20 protein-coding genes are annotated in these 14,866 nt (G+C 52.9%); 13 read left to right on the top strand and 7 right to left on the bottom strand.

Translation table 11 applies throughout. From position 1 onward, the window contains the following. Positions 1-4: 4 nt before the first annotated feature. Complete coding sequence (locus IMQ33_RS17810; RefSeq protein ID WP_161712194.1) at positions 5-385, bottom strand: DUF4440 domain-containing protein; 381 nt, start codon at positions 383-385, stop codon at positions 5-7. Then, positions 385-1,764 carry an MFS transporter gene (locus IMQ33_RS17815; RefSeq protein WP_186579917.1) on the bottom strand — a complete coding sequence of 460 codons (1,380 nt, stop codon included), beginning with the start codon at positions 1,762-1,764 and terminating at the stop codon, positions 385-387. The genes IMQ33_RS17810 and IMQ33_RS17815 overlap by 1 nt, the downstream gene beginning before the upstream one ends. Before the next feature lie 106 nt (positions 1,765-1,870). Here IMQ33_RS17815 and IMQ33_RS17820 point away from each other — a divergent pair, with 106 nt between their 5' ends. Then, positions 1,871-2,767, top strand: a complete 897-nt coding sequence (locus IMQ33_RS17820; protein ID WP_161712192.1) for a LysR family transcriptional regulator — start codon at positions 1,871-1,873, stop codon at positions 2,765-2,767. Here the strand turns inward: IMQ33_RS17820 and IMQ33_RS17825 are convergent. Next, positions 2,727-3,755, bottom strand: coding sequence for a dienelactone hydrolase (locus tag IMQ33_RS17825; protein WP_196062405.1), 1,029 nt, complete (start codon positions 3,753-3,755; stop codon positions 2,727-2,729). The genes IMQ33_RS17820 and IMQ33_RS17825 overlap by 41 nt on opposite strands. A 143-nt stretch (positions 3,756-3,898) precedes the next feature. On the opposite strand from IMQ33_RS17825, the gene IMQ33_RS17830 reads away from it, so the two are divergent. Then, positions 3,899-4,903: an AraC family transcriptional regulator gene (locus IMQ33_RS17830; RefSeq protein WP_161712190.1), complete on the top strand. Its 1,005-nt coding sequence runs from the start codon at positions 3,899-3,901 to the stop codon at positions 4,901-4,903. Positions 4,904-5,006: 103 nt separating this feature from the next. Further along, the gene (locus IMQ33_RS17835; protein WP_021807637.1) at positions 5,007-5,345 is read left to right on the top strand and encodes a DUF2002 family protein; all 339 of its coding nucleotides are present in this window, start codon (positions 5,007-5,009) and stop codon (positions 5,343-5,345) included. Positions 5,346-5,372: 27 nt separating this feature from the next. Here the strand turns inward: IMQ33_RS17835 and IMQ33_RS17840 are convergent, their stop codons facing one another. Beyond that, positions 5,373-5,819: a DUF1198 family protein gene (locus tag IMQ33_RS17840; protein ID WP_021807638.1), complete on the bottom strand. Its 447-nt coding sequence runs from the start codon at positions 5,817-5,819 to the stop codon at positions 5,373-5,375. A 46-nt stretch (positions 5,820-5,865) separates the two neighbouring features. Next, positions 5,866-6,204: an MbeD/MobD family mobilization/exclusion protein gene (locus IMQ33_RS17845; RefSeq protein WP_024485125.1), complete on the bottom strand. Its 339-nt coding sequence runs from the start codon at positions 6,202-6,204 to the stop codon at positions 5,866-5,868. Between the two features lie 177 nt (positions 6,205-6,381). Between IMQ33_RS17845 and smrA the strand changes: the two genes are divergently transcribed. Then, positions 6,382-6,954, top strand: coding sequence for a DNA endonuclease SmrA (smrA, locus tag IMQ33_RS17850; protein ID WP_161712189.1), 573 nt, complete (start codon positions 6,382-6,384; stop codon positions 6,952-6,954). 44 nt (positions 6,955-6,998) lie between these two features. On the opposite strand, the gene IMQ33_RS17855 is transcribed toward smrA, so the two are convergent. After that, the gene (locus tag IMQ33_RS17855; RefSeq protein ID WP_024485123.1) at positions 6,999-7,412 is read right to left on the bottom strand and encodes a DoxX family protein; all 414 of its coding nucleotides are present in this window, start codon (positions 7,410-7,412) and stop codon (positions 6,999-7,001) included. 105 nt (positions 7,413-7,517) lie between these two features. Further along, positions 7,518-7,700, bottom strand: coding sequence for a YodC family protein (locus IMQ33_RS17860; protein ID WP_098929975.1), 183 nt, complete (start codon positions 7,698-7,700; stop codon positions 7,518-7,520). A gap of 190 nt (positions 7,701-7,890) precedes the next feature. Between IMQ33_RS17860 and IMQ33_RS17865 the strand changes: the two genes are divergently transcribed. The 9 genes from IMQ33_RS17865 (at position 7,891) to IMQ33_RS17905 (ending at position 14,865) form a co-directional block, all read left to right on the top strand. Continuing rightward, entirely contained in the window at positions 7,891-8,370 is a 480-nt protein-coding gene (locus tag IMQ33_RS17865) for a GNAT family N-acetyltransferase (protein WP_024530931.1), read from the top strand. A 218-nt stretch (positions 8,371-8,588) separates the two neighbouring features. Beyond that, positions 8,589-8,954, top strand: coding sequence for an antiterminator Q family protein (locus IMQ33_RS17870; RefSeq protein ID WP_021807641.1), 366 nt, complete (start codon positions 8,589-8,591; stop codon positions 8,952-8,954). A 287-nt stretch (positions 8,955-9,241) separates the two neighbouring features. Beyond that, entirely contained in the window at positions 9,242-9,646 is a 405-nt protein-coding gene (locus tag IMQ33_RS17875; protein WP_161712188.1) for a phage tail terminator-like protein, read from the top strand. Positions 9,647-9,750: 104 nt separating this feature from the next. Next, positions 9,751-10,413, top strand: a complete 663-nt coding sequence (locus IMQ33_RS17880) for a phage tail protein (RefSeq protein ID WP_098929981.1) — start codon at positions 9,751-9,753, stop codon at positions 10,411-10,413. A gap of 73 nt (positions 10,414-10,486) precedes the next feature. Further along, positions 10,487-10,837, top strand: coding sequence for a phage tail assembly chaperone (locus IMQ33_RS17885; protein ID WP_029711939.1), 351 nt, complete (start codon positions 10,487-10,489; stop codon positions 10,835-10,837). Positions 10,838-10,884: 47 nt separating this feature from the next. Beyond that, positions 10,885-11,139 (top strand): DUF1799 domain-containing protein, encoded by a 255-nt coding sequence (locus tag IMQ33_RS17890; RefSeq protein WP_074423409.1) that lies wholly within the window; start codon positions 10,885-10,887, stop codon positions 11,137-11,139. Positions 11,140-11,196: 57 nt separating this feature from the next. After that, positions 11,197-13,479 carry a phage tail tape measure protein gene (locus IMQ33_RS17895; protein WP_196062092.1) on the top strand — a complete coding sequence of 761 codons (2,283 nt, stop codon included), beginning with the start codon at positions 11,197-11,199 and terminating at the stop codon, positions 13,477-13,479. A gap of 283 nt (positions 13,480-13,762) precedes the next feature. Further along, positions 13,763-14,104 (top strand): phage tail protein, encoded by a 342-nt coding sequence (locus IMQ33_RS17900; RefSeq protein WP_024486957.1) that lies wholly within the window; start codon positions 13,763-13,765, stop codon positions 14,102-14,104. Between the two features lie 8 nt (positions 14,105-14,112). Next, positions 14,113-14,865, top strand: a complete 753-nt coding sequence (locus IMQ33_RS17905; RefSeq protein WP_196062091.1) for a phage minor tail protein L — start codon at positions 14,113-14,115, stop codon at positions 14,863-14,865. The last annotated feature ends 1 nt before the right edge of the window (position 14,866 follow it).

A 14,866-nucleotide genomic window follows, 5' to 3' on the forward strand; every position in this document is an offset into this window, starting at 1 on the left:
GTAATTATTGCCCTATAGGCGTTTCGTGCAGGTGCAGCCAGCGTAGCCCGTCGGCGGTCTGGGTAAAGACCACGGTAGAATAACGCAGGGTCGCAGGTTGGCCTGGCAGCGTTTGCTTCTCGCGATAGTTGACTACGGCCCCCGTTGGCCATTCTGCGACCATGTTCATTTCTTCGATCGCAATCTCCAGCCCTGGCTTTGCATCCCGATGTGCCAGGAAAAATCCTTCCAGTTCGTTGGATCCCAGCTTGCTGCCGTTTAGGGCAATCATGGAAAAATCTGCGTGAAACCGTGCCAAGAGCGGTTGCCGTTCCCCAGCCCCTTTTCCCAGCCAGTCGGCGATAGCCACATGGGCGTCAATCACTTCGGTAAAATAACGATTCATCAGGATCCCTGTTCAGCGTTGAGATGGCGCACGATGGCGCGGTTGGTAATACGCAGGCACAGCAGCATCGGGAACAGCGTACTGGCTGCGGCGAGATAAAAACAGTAACGATAGGCCATGAGCGGTTCCATATGGCCGAGCAACAGATTGAGCAACAGGCTGAGCAGGGTAACGCCAAAGCAAAAGCTCAACTGGCGGTTGATATTCCATAACGCGCTGGCATCGGCCAACTGGGTGTCGGCAATGGTGAGAAAGGCGCAGCTTTGTGCCGTGCTGCTACACAGGCTGCCACCCAGCCCCATCAAGGCAAACGCGAAAATTTGCCCGCTATGCTGCCCGGCATCACCGATCTGGGATAAGGCCAGCATCCCCAGCCCTTGCAAAACACAACCGGCAATAAACAGCGGGCGTGGGCCGCAACGGTTGAAAACCTTGCCGGTCAAGGTGATGGCGGCGAAAGAGGCCAGTGACCAGGGAACCATCAGCCCGCCAACCTGAGTGGCCGACATACCCAGTTGGTTTTGCAGATACAGCATAGCCACCAGGCTGACGCCGATGAACAGACCAGGGATACACTGGTAGACGACCATGGCGATGCGCAACTGCGGATCCCGCACCAGCCGCAGATTTAGCAGCGGGTGCGGATGGTGCAGGCTGTGCCGCAGGTAGTAAGCAAACACTAACAGCCCAGCGAACAGCAAGATTGCACCTTGCAACAGCAAATGGGGTTCGCTCAGACGAGTCAGGCCAAGCAGGATCAAGGTGAGTGCCAGACAGGCGCTAATCAGCCCGGTGACGTCCAGCCGCTTAACCTCGCTCGCCGCAGGCTCGTTACGCAGCCACAGAATAGCCAACAGCAGAGCCAGTGCCGCCAGAGGCAGATTGCTGAAAAACACCCAGCGCCAGTCAAGATGATCGACAATCAGGCCACCTAATGCCGGGGAGAGCGCCGGAGCCAGCAGCCCCACCAGCATGATGGCGGCAGAAAGCCCGGCGCGTTCATGGCTGCGAAACAGCTGATAGGTGAGCGTTTGGCCAATCGGGATCAGCAACCCTCCGCCCATACCTTGTATCACCCGCCAGCCGATCAGTTCTTCGATCGAGCCAGCGCGGCCTGCCGCCGTGGTTGCCAGCATAAACAGCACCAACGACAGTAAAAAAACCTGCCGCCCACCAATACGTTGCGCTAGCCAGGCGCTGATCGGGATCACCAGCGTCAGACCAAGCAGGTAACCATTGCTGATCCAGGCCAATTGGCTAATGCTGGCCTGCAAAGCGTGGCCGATCGCTGGGTAGGCGACGTTGGCGATAAACATGTTGATCAGATCGACAAAGAATCCGAGCAGATAGACGATTGCCACTTTAGTGCGATAAGCCATGAAGCCTCCGGTTGAAGGCGTGCAGTGTAGCGGGCGGGAAAGGGCTGATAAATCGGCGCTGGGCGATTACACTGTCAAAAATATTTTGACAGTGGGTGGGTGAAAGATGCTCAATTTAGCCAGGTTAGCGATGTTTGCGGCGGTGGTCGATACCGGCAGTTTTACCGCTGCGGCGGAGGCGTTGGGGCAAACCAAGGCGGTGGTCAGTTTTAACATCAAGCAGTTGGAAAGCGAGCTAGGCGTTTCATTGCTGGTGCGCAGTACGCGGCGGCTGTCACTCACCGATGCAGGCGAGCGTTTTTATCCACGTTGCCAACGGCTGTTACAGGATGCGGAATACCTGCTCGACGATGTGCGCCGCGATCATCATGGCTTGAGTGGCATTCTGCGCATCACCAGCACGCCGGAATATGGTGCGCAAGTGGTGGTTCCTGCCTTGGCCGCCTTCGCGCAGTTGCATCCGCGCTTACGCATTCAGCACGTTTCTTCTTCCTACCATGCGGATCTGATTTCCGAGCGGTTTGACGTGGCTATCCGCCTGGGCCAACTGGCGGACTCCAATCATCATGCAGCGCTGATCGATAATTTCGCTATCTTACCGGTGGCGGCACCGGCCTATCTGGCACAGCGGCCGATCGCGTCACTGCCTCAACTGGCTCAGGCTGCCTGGCTGGCCCACAGCCGTCTCCCTTCACCGCTGAGTTGGCAAGTGCTCACCCCTGAACGTCAGGCGGTGTTATTCAAAGTGGAAGATGACGCCAGGCTGATGGCCGATAGCGCCACTGCGTTGCTGACTTTCGCGTTACAGGGGGCGGGTGTGGCCCTGCTGCCAGAATGGTTGGTACGGCCCGTTATTGCTAACGGGCAATTGTGCCACCTGCTGCCAGATCACCAGTTCCCGGTACAGAGCATTTATGCGCTTTATCCCAACACGCGCCATGTGCCGGAGAAGGTGCGGGGGTTTATTGATTTCCTGCGGGCGAGGATAGCCACGGCTGAATAAAAGCCAGCACGGCAGCGATGGTTTGCTGGTGGGCGCGTTCACGCTCGGTGGGCGAAGAGCCACAGATAAAGGCTTCTCCTTCTTCAGCTAATATCTCCGGGGCGGCTGGAGTACAAAACTGTAAGAAATCAAAGTGATTGCTGCCCGGTAAGACAATGGCCTTGATCGGCTGCTGCCCGCTGTTGGCAGCCAGCGACTCAGCTCCCAGGCTTTCTGGATCGTTGCCCGGCATAAAGTGTTGTGCGGCGATGACCAGCAGCGGCGCGCTGATGTGGCGCAGACTGGCCGGTTGCAGATAGGGCACCATGCCTGGGTCCATGGCGATGGCGAAGCGGATGCGGGCATCGGTGTAATTAGCGTCAAACTGGGTGGTAGAGATACTGTTCTTGTTTACACCAGCATAAAACAGGCAGTTAGGCGAGCGTGGCTGCTGTTGGCAACCGGCAATAAAATCCTTTAGCGCGACTCGGCCACCAATCGCAGAGATGGCGCTATAGCCACCTTTGGAATGCCCCGCCACGCCAATGGCCTGTGCGTTGATCCGTGGTTGCCATGTACCATCCTTCAGCATGGCGCCGATCAGCGCCGAGATATCGCGCGTTTGTTGCCACAGTTCGAGCGATTTTGCCGGGATGGAATCACCGCTGGTACTGCCCGGATGATTGGCTGCAACCACGATCATTCCTTGTTCCACCAACGCCTTCGCCAGCCAGGCTTGGCTGCTATTGTTGCCACCGCTGCCGTGGCTGATGATCACCAAGGGAAAATGCCCGGTTGCTGGCGGGGCGTCTGGCAGAGCAGGGATACCTGCAAATACCGGCCTGCCGCCAACCTGTTGCGGCTGGCCTTGAGCGTTTGTGGGGTAATAGATACGGCTAACCAATGGGCGATCGCCGTTATAAAACGTTTGCAAGCGGCTGCCAACCTGCCAGGGGGCGGCGGTGGCGACACTGCTAAACAGCAGGCACAAGATCCATAACTTTTTCATGATGACTCCTTCAAGGGGAAAACCGAACCATCGCATTCGCGTTTTCCTGACGCGACCTCGATCGCGATCCAGGTCGTTAAGCGATTGTTTTAGCTTATTATGCTCTCTACACTGGGGCGTTCCCGAATAACCACAGAGGTAACATGCCGCTTATCCCGCTGTCTTTTCTCTTCAGCCTGTTGTGCCTGGCGTTGATCGTGCGCCTTGGTTGGCCACGGCCACACCGTTGGTTGCTACAGCTGTTGTTGTTGATCTGCGCCTGGCAAAGCCTGTTGGTGGGGATCCGTTTTGGCTATCAGCAACCTTGGGTTGCTATTTTGCAACCGCTGGGGGCCGCCCTGATCCCGCCCTTGTGTTATCTGGTGCTGATGCTACAAGCCCGTGGGCCGATGGGCTGGCGCGTCGTTGGGCATCTGACGTTCCCGCTGCTGGTGTTATTGGTACAGTGGCGAGCCTTGGCGGCGCTGGATGGGCTGATCGTTATGGGTTATCTCGGTTACGGCGCGGCTATTTTGTTGTACCTGCGGCGCGGCGAGAATGCTTTGCAGCAGGTGGCGCTGGCGGACAGTTGGCTGAGCTATCGCTTATGGTGCGGATTAGGCGGCCTGCTGATTGTCTGCGGCCTGACCGAGTTGGCGATCACCCTGGATTATTCGCTATTAGCCGGGAGCCATGCTGGCGCGTTGGCGGCCTTTGGCAATGTGATGATGGTCCTGGGAGTAGGATTGGTGCTTGGCCGTGAGCGCCAACAGCTGGCATCAGAAGAGCAGCCCTTGCCACCAGCGAAAACCGAGGCGCTAACAGAGGATGACGAGCACTGCTTTGAGCTGATCAACCAACGGCTACGTCAGGACGATCTCTATCTGGAACCGGCGCTGAACCTGGCCCGGTTAGCGCGCAAGGTGGGCATACCGGCACGTAAGGTCTCCCAGGCGATTAACCAGCAAGCGGGAATGAATGTATCCCAATACGTGAATCAGTTACGCATTCAGCAAGCGGCCCAGTGGTTGAGCGGCAGCGATCGCCCGGTGACCGAGATTATGCTGGAGGCCGGTTTCAGCACCAAATCCAACTTTAACCGCGAGTTTCTGCGGGTTCAGGGGATGAGCCCCAGCGAATGGCGTAGGCAACAGGCGGGGGGCCTATAGCTGCAGATTATTCCTAAACCAGAATGAGTACGGATAAATTAATTGTTTCATCTCCTGATTACGGTAAGGTCGCAAAGCTACCCAGAACTGAGAGGAGAAATAGATGTATTTACGGCCGGATGAAGTGGCTAAAGTGTTAGAGAGTACCGGTTTTGAGCGTGATTATATCACCGATCAGACCTACGGTTTTCGCAAGGGCGAGCACTACGTGTATGTGAATCGGGAAGCGCGAATGGGCAGAATGGCGTTGGTGATCCACCCGGCGTTGAAAGAGAAGAGCCTCCATTTTGCCACGCCCACCTCGTTGATGCGTAACAGCGAGCAGTATCTTGAGTTTCCCCTGGATTTAAGCGGTGATACGCCCAACACGCGTTACGGCATTCCTCACGGTTTCAGCTCCCGCGATGCGCTCTCGCGCTATCTCTACAGCATGTTCCTTTAAACTCTCCCCCGTAAGCGGGGGAAAGCTTCACCAGTTGCCCAGCGCTTCCCGGTTATAGCGTTCGTTGTAGGCCCGGCGGAACTGCGCCAGTTCAAACGCATCCAGATCCAGTTCGGCAAAGTAAAACAGCGCCGCTTCGGTGTGCTCGGCATGCAGTTCCGGCGAAAGCCCGGCGCGCAGCAGCGTTTCCCGCCACAGGCCAATTTGCTCATCGTCCGCCTGCTTGATAAACGTCAGGTAGATAAACAGCATATAGGCGGCCTGATGCATCTCTTCGGTATAGCCGTTGTTCAACATGCGGATAAAGCTTTGGCTGTGGCGGCTGCCCATCTCCTGCAGCATGGACTCCACCAGCATCGGTTTTACTTTCAGCAAATGCGCCAGTGAATCTATCGCCTTGCGGGTGTCGGAAGTCAGGACACGATAACCAATAATGAAAACTACGATCAGGGCGGCGATGATGATCCACGTCATGTATGATTTTTACCGTCTTGGTGCGCAGCATACGCGCCCGAAATTGTCAGTGTTGCTCGCCGCTGAAATTGTCTGCGGCCCGTTGTTTATTATGCACATGGCGATTAAAGGTGGCGGCATCTTGTGCCAGCGCATCCAAATGGGCACCCAACATCTTGATCTGCTTGACCAGGGCATGCTGTTCCGGCACCGAACTGGCGGTGCTCAGTTTGTTGACCAGCTGTTCATTCTGCATGCGCAGGGCGGTTTCACGCCGTTGCGCTTCGGCCAACTGCTGTTGCAGAGCCTGGTAGCTCTGTTGCCATTCACGGTGCTGCTGTTCGAAGCTGGCTTGTAACTCATTCATTGCATTCTGAAACTGGATTTCCAGCTCGCGCATATTCATGGGTTGGATCCTTTGCGGCACTCAATAATGGCCTGCAGTATAACGAAAACCGCTCACAACCTCACCCGTTGCCGTCAATTCCTCACTTGCAACCCTGACGAGGCGTCTTACAATCAAGCCATTCCCACTAAAAGCAATAGCCCGTCGGTGGGTGAAATCTCCCGAGAGTGATGTGAAATGAGCGACGAAGAGAACGATTTTTTTGCCCAGGCGATGACCGATGTGAAGCCGTTATCCGCGGGGCAAACCACGCTGTACCTCAAGGCGCAGGATCCTGTCGATAAACGTGCGCGCCGGGAAGCTCAGGCGTTACAGTTGGAGAACTTCCTCAGCACCGGCTTTCTGGACATTATTCCCTGCGATACCCCGTTGGAATATAAGGGCGAAGGTATTCAGCAAGGGGTGCTGGATAAGCTGCGTCACGGCCACTATCCACCGCAAGTCAGCCTCAATCTGCTGCGCCAGCCTGTCGAGAGCTGCCGCCAGGCGCTGTTCCGCTTTATCATCCAGGCGGAGAAAGACAGCCTGCGTTCGTTGCTGATTGTGCATGGCCGTGGGCGGACAGATCAAAGCCATCCGAATATCATCCGCAGCTACCTGGCCAAATGGCTGGAGCAGTTTGAACAGGTGCAGGCGTTTTGCCGGGCACTGCCACGTGACGGTGGTGAGGGGGCGTGCTACGTCACCTTGCGCAAGTCTGCCGCAGCCAAGGCGGATAACTTCGAACGCCATGCCAAACATAGCCGTTAAGGTGTGAGCATGGCGGCGTATTGCGACGCCGCCACAGGGGAGCGTTAGCGGTTAAACCACTTATAATCCAGTGAGTAACGGCCAGCACCGGTGACGGCAAGCAGCAGCAGGCCAGCGATAATACTGATGTTTTTAAAGAAATTGATTTCGTTGCCGATCATTTCTGCCCCGCTAAAACGCCAGAACGGGTGGCCGATAAAGGCGGTACCCAGCACATAGAGCGCATAAATGATGGCTATCGGCCGGGTGAAGGCCCCCAGCACGATGAAGATACCGAAAATGAACTCCACCACCACGGCGACAACTGCGGCCAGGTAAGGCATTGGCGTACCGTAGCCCTCCATCGCCGTGACCGTGGCACCAAAGTTGGTCAGCTTCATCCAACCGAAAATCAGAAACAGGATCATCAGCAAAATTCTGGCCAACAGAATGGTGCCGTCTTTTAAACTTTCGCTCATTGTGAACCCCTTAACCACTACCCAAAATAGGTTGCTGTACCAGGTAAATACTAGATCAACTTCACTTTTTATCCAGGGACATGGCTTGAGGGATCAAACGGAATATCAGCAGACGCCGAAGTCGTCGTCTTCGTGATAGGGGTTCACTTCATTGGCCTGCACCTCGGTCTGTTGCTCGATCCCCAGTTCGACCCAACTGCATATCAGCGCCTCGCCATCCTCTTCGATAACGGTCATTTTTGGCCCACCGGTTTTACGCTGCACAAAATCACCCACGCTAAATGACATATCGTTTCTCCAGATCTGTTAGGGGGAAAACTGAGTATAGGAGACCGCAGGCATTCCTCTCTAAACATTCCTCAACGGCCACCTTACGTAGGGAGGCGCTCGTTCAGATGCCCGGTGAATTGCCGTTTGTGCCTGAATTGGTTAAGTATTATGCTGGCAGCAGGAAAATCACTCTAGTTAGGGAACATCTATGACAATTGAAATTCGCCCGGCGGTGAAAGCCGATGCCAAGCTCATTCTGGATATGATTATTGAACTGGCCGTGTACGAAAAGGCTCGTGATGAGGTACGCACCAACCAGGCAGAGATCGAAGAAAGCCTGTTTGGCCCCAACGCCTGCGCAGAGGCGCTGATTTGCAGTGTCAATGGTGAGCCAGCAGGCTATGCGGTGTTCTTTATGAGCTACTCGACATGGTTGGGTAAGAACGGCATCTACCTGGAAGATTTGTATATCACGCCCAAGTTCCGTGGGGCGGGAACGGGCAAAGCCTTGCTGCGCCATATCGCTCAGCTTGCTTGCGAGCGCCGTTGCGGGCGCCTGGAATGGAGCGTGCTGGACTGGAATCAGCCAGCGATTGATTTCTATCTCAGCATTGGTGCGGCTCCGCAAGATGAATGGGTGCGCTATCGTATGGAAGGCAAGGTACTCGAGCAGTTTGCTATGTCTTGATCTGCGCCCGCTTCGGGGGAGGCATCTCCTCCGAAGGCTGATATTTAATGCTTTTTTCCACCTCTGGCGCTATCCTCCCGCAATAGTGCTGCACCAATACCTTCATTTCCTGCTCGTTTTTCCCCCTGCTTTGTCCTGTGAGGTTTCCTACAACACCCATCGATGGGCGGCTTTGCCTCGCCTGGTTACACTAGAGCCAAGAAAAATAAGGAGGTCTTATGCGGGACATTCAACAGGTTTTGGGGCGTTGGGGCGTGTGGGCACGGGAAAGTTCTTCTCTGGGATATTCGCATATCGCCGCCGGTTTTAAAGGGTTGCTGCCGGGCAGTAGCAAACAGCAGGCCTCTTGCTGTGACGAGGACGGCTTGGTGGTGGATCGCGCCGTTGCTCACCTCCAGGCCCTACGTCAGCCGGAGGAGCTGGAACTGATCTTGCGTTACTACGTTTACGGGCAATCGAAGTCCGCCATTGCTCGCGGCTGGAAATGTTCGGAAGGCCGGGTAAGGCAACAGATGCAGGTGGCAGAAAGTTTTATTGAAGGTTGTCTGGTCAGCCAGAATATTCGTTTGGAAATGGATAGATAAACTATTACCGATAATAAAAAATAAAGGATTTTTAAATTGAAGTAATTACCACCCCGCAATGCGGGGTGGGTTTGTTATTTTAAATTAATGGCGAAAAATAATTTAATAAAAATCTATTCGCTACGAGTTTTATCTAGTAAATTGATAGCGTGGTTATTGCGTTTCGCAGTTGATAAAAATATTTTTTAAAATAAACTTCTCGCTACGAAATATATCAGCTAGAGTGCTATTACTGGTTTAACCCAAGGTGATGCACTCTTATCAATAGGGTTAAACCAGGAGGCGCTATGAGCACCTTGCGTATCAATGATTTGTTTGAGTCCAGGTTAACGGCCTGGGCTGAAGAGAATAATATTAAATACACCTTGGCTAACGTGACGTTTACGGCGGATGACGATCTTCATCTGGAACCGTTTATTGCTCCGGAGCCTGCGGTGGCGTTAGGTATTTCCCAAGAGGTGCAGACCTACAGCGGGAATTATCAGGTTAATATTGTGATGAAAAAAGGGACCGGAGCGAAAACTGGCTATCAACTGGCGGAGGAGATTATCTCATTATTCCCCAGGGGACTAGTGCTGGCGGACGATGCTTTTAACTGTTATGTCAATGCTGGTGGCAATATCCTGCCAGCGATTGCCAAGGATGAATTATATACCCTGCCAGTCACCATCGGTTATTGGGCCGGGTATTAATAACACACTAGTGTAGTAAACATCGCTGGGGGGAACTCTCCAGCAAGTAAACCAAGCATACCGCCATTCGGCGGTTTTTTTATATCTGAAATTGGAGAATTACCATGGGTTTTGCATTACCAAATGGCGCCACCGTATTTGCTGGCGCGCCAACAGCACCAGGCGTAGTAACCACCGCAGTCAGCAATGCTAACGGCGCCGTATTTACCGTGGCCACCGGCCACACTCTGAAAGTGGGTGACATCGTGATGGTACGCTCCGGTTGGGGCCTGATCGACAGCCTGGTGGCCAAGATCACTGCCCAAGTGGATACCAGCATCACCATCGGTGCCATCAATACCACCGACGTGAGCTTCTTCCCGGCCGGTGGCGGCAAAGGCTCCTTGCAGAAGATCGCCAGCTGGACGCAAATTCCTCAGATCACCGAGGTAGCGCAGTCTGGCGGCGATCAGCAATACGTGCAGGTGCAGTTCCTGGAAGACGATCGTCAGCGTAACCTGGCCACCTTTAAAGCGGCCAAAACGCAGACCTTTACCTTTGCGCACGATGCTTCTCAGCCGATCTACAGCCTGCTGCAGGATGCCGATCGCAATGGCGTGACGCTGGCGTTCTACATGCACGTGCCAAAAGCCAAGGAGCTGCGCTACTGGTCTGCGGTACCGGCTTTTGATCCGCAACCGACCACCGCGGTTAACCAGGTTGAAACCGTACAGGTGGCGCTGGCGGTGCAGTCTTGCGATATGACGTTCTATAAAGTGACTGCTTAATCAGTCCATCAACGAGCCCGATATTTTTCGGGCTCGATTTTTTGCCGAATTATTTAACGATAGAGAGATAATCATGACCGAATTTAATCTGACACCGAATCCAACCTTTAAAGTCGATGTCAGTATTCCTCGCGCAGGTGACAGTGATGGGGTATTGACGTTTACTTTCAAACACAAAAAGCGCAGTGAATTGGAAAAACTGGAGAAAGCGCTTCGTGAGGCCAGCGAAGAGCAGTTGAGCTCTGGCAACTATAGCAATCTACCGATGGCCGACTTCTTACGTGAGATCTGCGCCACTTGGACTTTACCCGATGAGTTGAATCAGGAAAGTCTAATCACTTTGCTGGACAACTATCCACGTGCTTTTGACGCTATCGCTACGGCTTATACCAAAGAGCTGATGGCGGTACGAGAAAAAAACTAATCGCGCTTGCTGAAGCCTTCTATTCTCCGGAAACGCCCCGTGAAGAACTGGCTGCATTTGGTCTATCTGCCGATGACTATGAAACAACCGTTCTCGATGTTTGGCCAGATATGCAGCCTGCATTCCAACTTTTCCAAGCGATGGCAACCCAATGGCGTACCGGTATGGGAGGTATTACGGGGTTAGATTACAATTGCCTTCCCTGGTTAATGCGGGTTTATGCCGTGGAGGATGAAGCAAGCGTGTTAAATGACATCCGAATTATGGAAACCGCAGCGCTTAAGGTGATCCACCAAAAATAATCGTCTGCGATGATGCCAGCCTTGAGCTGGCTTTATTGTTATAGCCAGGAGTAAGGCATGGCAGATATTACAACTATGACGCTGCGTGTTAATGCCAGTGATTTGCAGCGGGCTAATAGAGATCTGGTTGATTTGCAAAGCAACATTTCTGTGGCAACGGGACGATTCGAAATGTTGAATCGTACTTTACGTAGCGGAATGCAGGAGATCAGCCGTTATAGCAATATTGGTAGACAACTGTCTCAGCTAGGAGATAGTACCAATGCATTTATAATTAACCTGAGAAGAAGTACTGCAGCAATAGAAGAATACCGGCTAGCGCTGGAAGGGATGCAGGGACAAGCTTCGAATACAGCTTCCATTTCTGGCTCTAACTCTGGAGATTTTGGTTGGAAAGAGGCTTTGGACCAAGGTTCTCAGCTAGTAGATACTTATGATCAGGTGCAGAAATTACTTGCTCCATTAGGAAGGATGGCTGCTCCGGTTGCTTTAACTGTGGGTTCAATAGCATTGCTTGGTACCGCATATTATCAAGGTGCAAAAGAGTCTGAAGAATTTAACAGGCAGTTAATCCTAACCGGTAATTATGCAGGGAAGAGCTCGGACCAATTACAGGATTTGGCGCGTAAATATGCTGATTTGGGTGGCGGTATGGATACCGCCTCTGAAACCATAGCAAAAATAGTTGGAACCGGTGCATTCTCTGGTGAGCAAATTGACGGGGTAACAAAAGGTGTCTTGGCACTACAACAAGCCACCGGCCAGACCGCAGAGCAAGCTATCAATGCGTATAAGAAAATATTTACCGATCCAATAACCAGTGCTTATGAATTAAATAAAGCCTATAATTATTTGTCTGTCGCTGAATTTGAACATATTCTTCAGTTGGAAGAACAAGGGAAGGTTGCAGAAGCTAGCGACTTGATAGCCCAAAAGACGACAAGCAACTTCGAAGATCGCACAAAGAAATTAATCGAAAATCTTGGTTATATAGATAAAGCCGTTCTTATAGCTAAATCTAGCTGGAGCTCATTCTGGAATATGCTGAGAGGTATCGGTCGAGATGATACCCTTTCAGAACAGCTTGACGCTGCCAGGTTAAATGTTACTAATGTAAAAAACAATTTACATCGTTATCGGGATATTGATGCGAAAACGAAACCAGACTATGGTACTGATTCTCGACTAATCGTAGATAAAAAGAAGATAATTTCAGATGCTGAAGGTAAAGTTTGGCTTCTGGAACAGGTTGTTAATTTAACTAACGATTTGTCAGCATCTACCTCTGCAGGGAATGTTGCACAAAAGTCAGCTATAGACCAGTTAAAAAAGGAGCATGATGCCAGGGCGACACTTAGAAATAAACCATCAGGAGCGACATACTCAAGCCCTCATAGAAATATAGCGCCGGCTCCTACAGTTGGAGTTGTAGCTCCAACTGTTCCAGATACGCAAGAACTACTTAAGCAATCTTCATCTGACTATATAAAAAACATGAGTAAGCGACAGAGGAGTTTAGTTTATAACGCTGGTAAAAGTAATCGAATTGCCCAGCGTGAGACAAGTGTTACTCAGTTTAATGAAGAATGGATTCAAAAAGGAGGAAAGACATCAGGTGAGGATTATGAGGGCCAATTAAAAGCTCTCACAGACTACCATGCGGCTGAGGACAAAATTCGTGGTAGTTGGCTTGATGGAGCACAAAAAGGCTGGAGTGAGTATCTGGACTCCGCCACTAATGTGTACGACTCAATGGCGAATATCGGCCAAGCTACCTTTAGCGGTTTATCAGACATGCTTACCAGCATGGTGACCACTGGCAAAGCCAATTTCCAAGAGTTTACTGCCTCAATCCTGAAAATGATTATCCAGGTGATTAACCAACTGCTAGTAGCTTTTGTCATCCAAAAAGCAATGGGTTGGATTAACCCATCCGCTGCAGCAACAGGACATTCCAGTGGTGGTTATACCGGCGACGGCGGTAAATACGATCAGGCGGGCGTGGTGCATCGTGGCGAGTTCGTGATGACCAAAGAAGCTACCCAGCGGATCGGCGTGGGCAATCTCTACGCCATGATGCGCGGCTATGCGGAGGGTGGCCTGGTGGGTGGCAACAAAGCCCCGATGTACGGCCTGGCGGCAGAGCAGGGGGGCGGCATTACGGTCAACAGCACCGTGGTCATGAACAATGACGGCTCCGCGAATGCGGCTAATAGCTCCTCTGCCGGTGACGGCATGGGCAAGCTGGTGCAGGGCATCGTTAATCAGGCGATCACCGAACGTTTAGGCAAAGAGCTCAAGCCGGGCGGCCTGATCTGGAATGCTTCAGCGGCCCGCTGAATCTCTTTATCAATCATCAATAGTAACAACCGCAGTCTGGCATCAGGCCCCATTAATTGCTCCTCAATCGTTATTTCCCCTCACCCCAACCCTCTCCCACAGGGAGAGGGAGCTGATATGGCGCCGTGTTCAGGTACATAAGTAACCTGTAACAAGGATGATAGGAAAGACGAATGCATGATCCAATATGTGGCACGTACTGTCCCCTCTCCTTGTGGGAGAGGGGTAGGGTGAGGGGTAATTCGGGCCCAGCGACTGACGGTTATTACTGCTCGGAGTCTTTATGCTTATCGATACTTTCCAATGGCAAACCCAGGCCTCGCCTAGCGGTAACTTTGTCCATAACGTCAGAAGTGCGCAGTTTGGCGACGGCTATAAACAGGTCAGCAGCAATGGGCTGAACCAGGCGGTGCAGCAGTGGCAGTTGGCCTATACCGGCCATCCGGCCGTGACCCAGTCGATGCTGGCCTTTTTAAATCAACACGTGCTCGTCGCCTTTTTCTGGACGCCGCCCAACGGCAAGAAAGCGCTATTTCGCGTCAAGTCGGATTCAATCTCCGTCACGCCGCTTGCGCGCAATGTGGAGGCGTTGAGTTTTGCCTTTGAACAAGCCTTCGGCGTATAGGTGCAATCATGTCATTTAACAGTGAAGTGCAAAAGCTGGTGCCTGGGGAACTGATCCAGCTGATTGAAATTGATGGCACCGCTTTTGGCGCGGCCATTATGCGCTTTCATGCGCACAATATCCCCCACACTCAGGCCGAGATCGCGGCGGCGGGCAACGATGCCCAGCGGCTGAAACCAAAATCGATCTGGTGGCAGGGAAACGAGTATGAGGCCTATCCCTACGAGATCACCGGCCTGGCAGCAACCAGCGACGGTTCACAACCAACGCCCAGGCTCAGCGTCGCCAACCTCAGCAATCTGGTGTCTTCGTTGTGTCTGACCTTCAACGACATGGTGCAGGCGAAAGTGCGGGTGCATGACACCTTTGCCAAATACCTGGATGCGGTCAACTTCCCCGAGGGGAACGCTTTGGCTGATGCTTCGCAGGAGCGAGTGCAGGTTTTCTACATCGACAGCAAAAGCACCGAAACCAACAGCGTGGTGGAGTTCCAGCTTTGTACACCGTTCGATCTGCAAGGCCAGCAACTGCCCTCGCGGCAAATTCACGGGCTTTGCACCTGGTGCATCCGGGGTTGGTACCGTAGCGGCAGAGGTTGCGATTACAGCGGCGGGGCCTGTTTTGATAAGGACGATGAACCGATCGACGATCCGGCGTTGGATGTCTGCGGTGGCCGGGTATCCTCCTGTAAAAAACGCTTCGGTGATGCGCAACCCCTGGCCTTTGGCGGGTTCCCAGGCTCCAACCTGTTGGGGAGGTAAT

The organism is Serratia sp. Res13-Sevr-LER1-36-b (assembly GCF_015673035.1).
Classification (GTDB): Bacteria; Pseudomonadota; Gammaproteobacteria; order Enterobacterales; family Enterobacteriaceae; genus Chania; species Chania fonticola_C.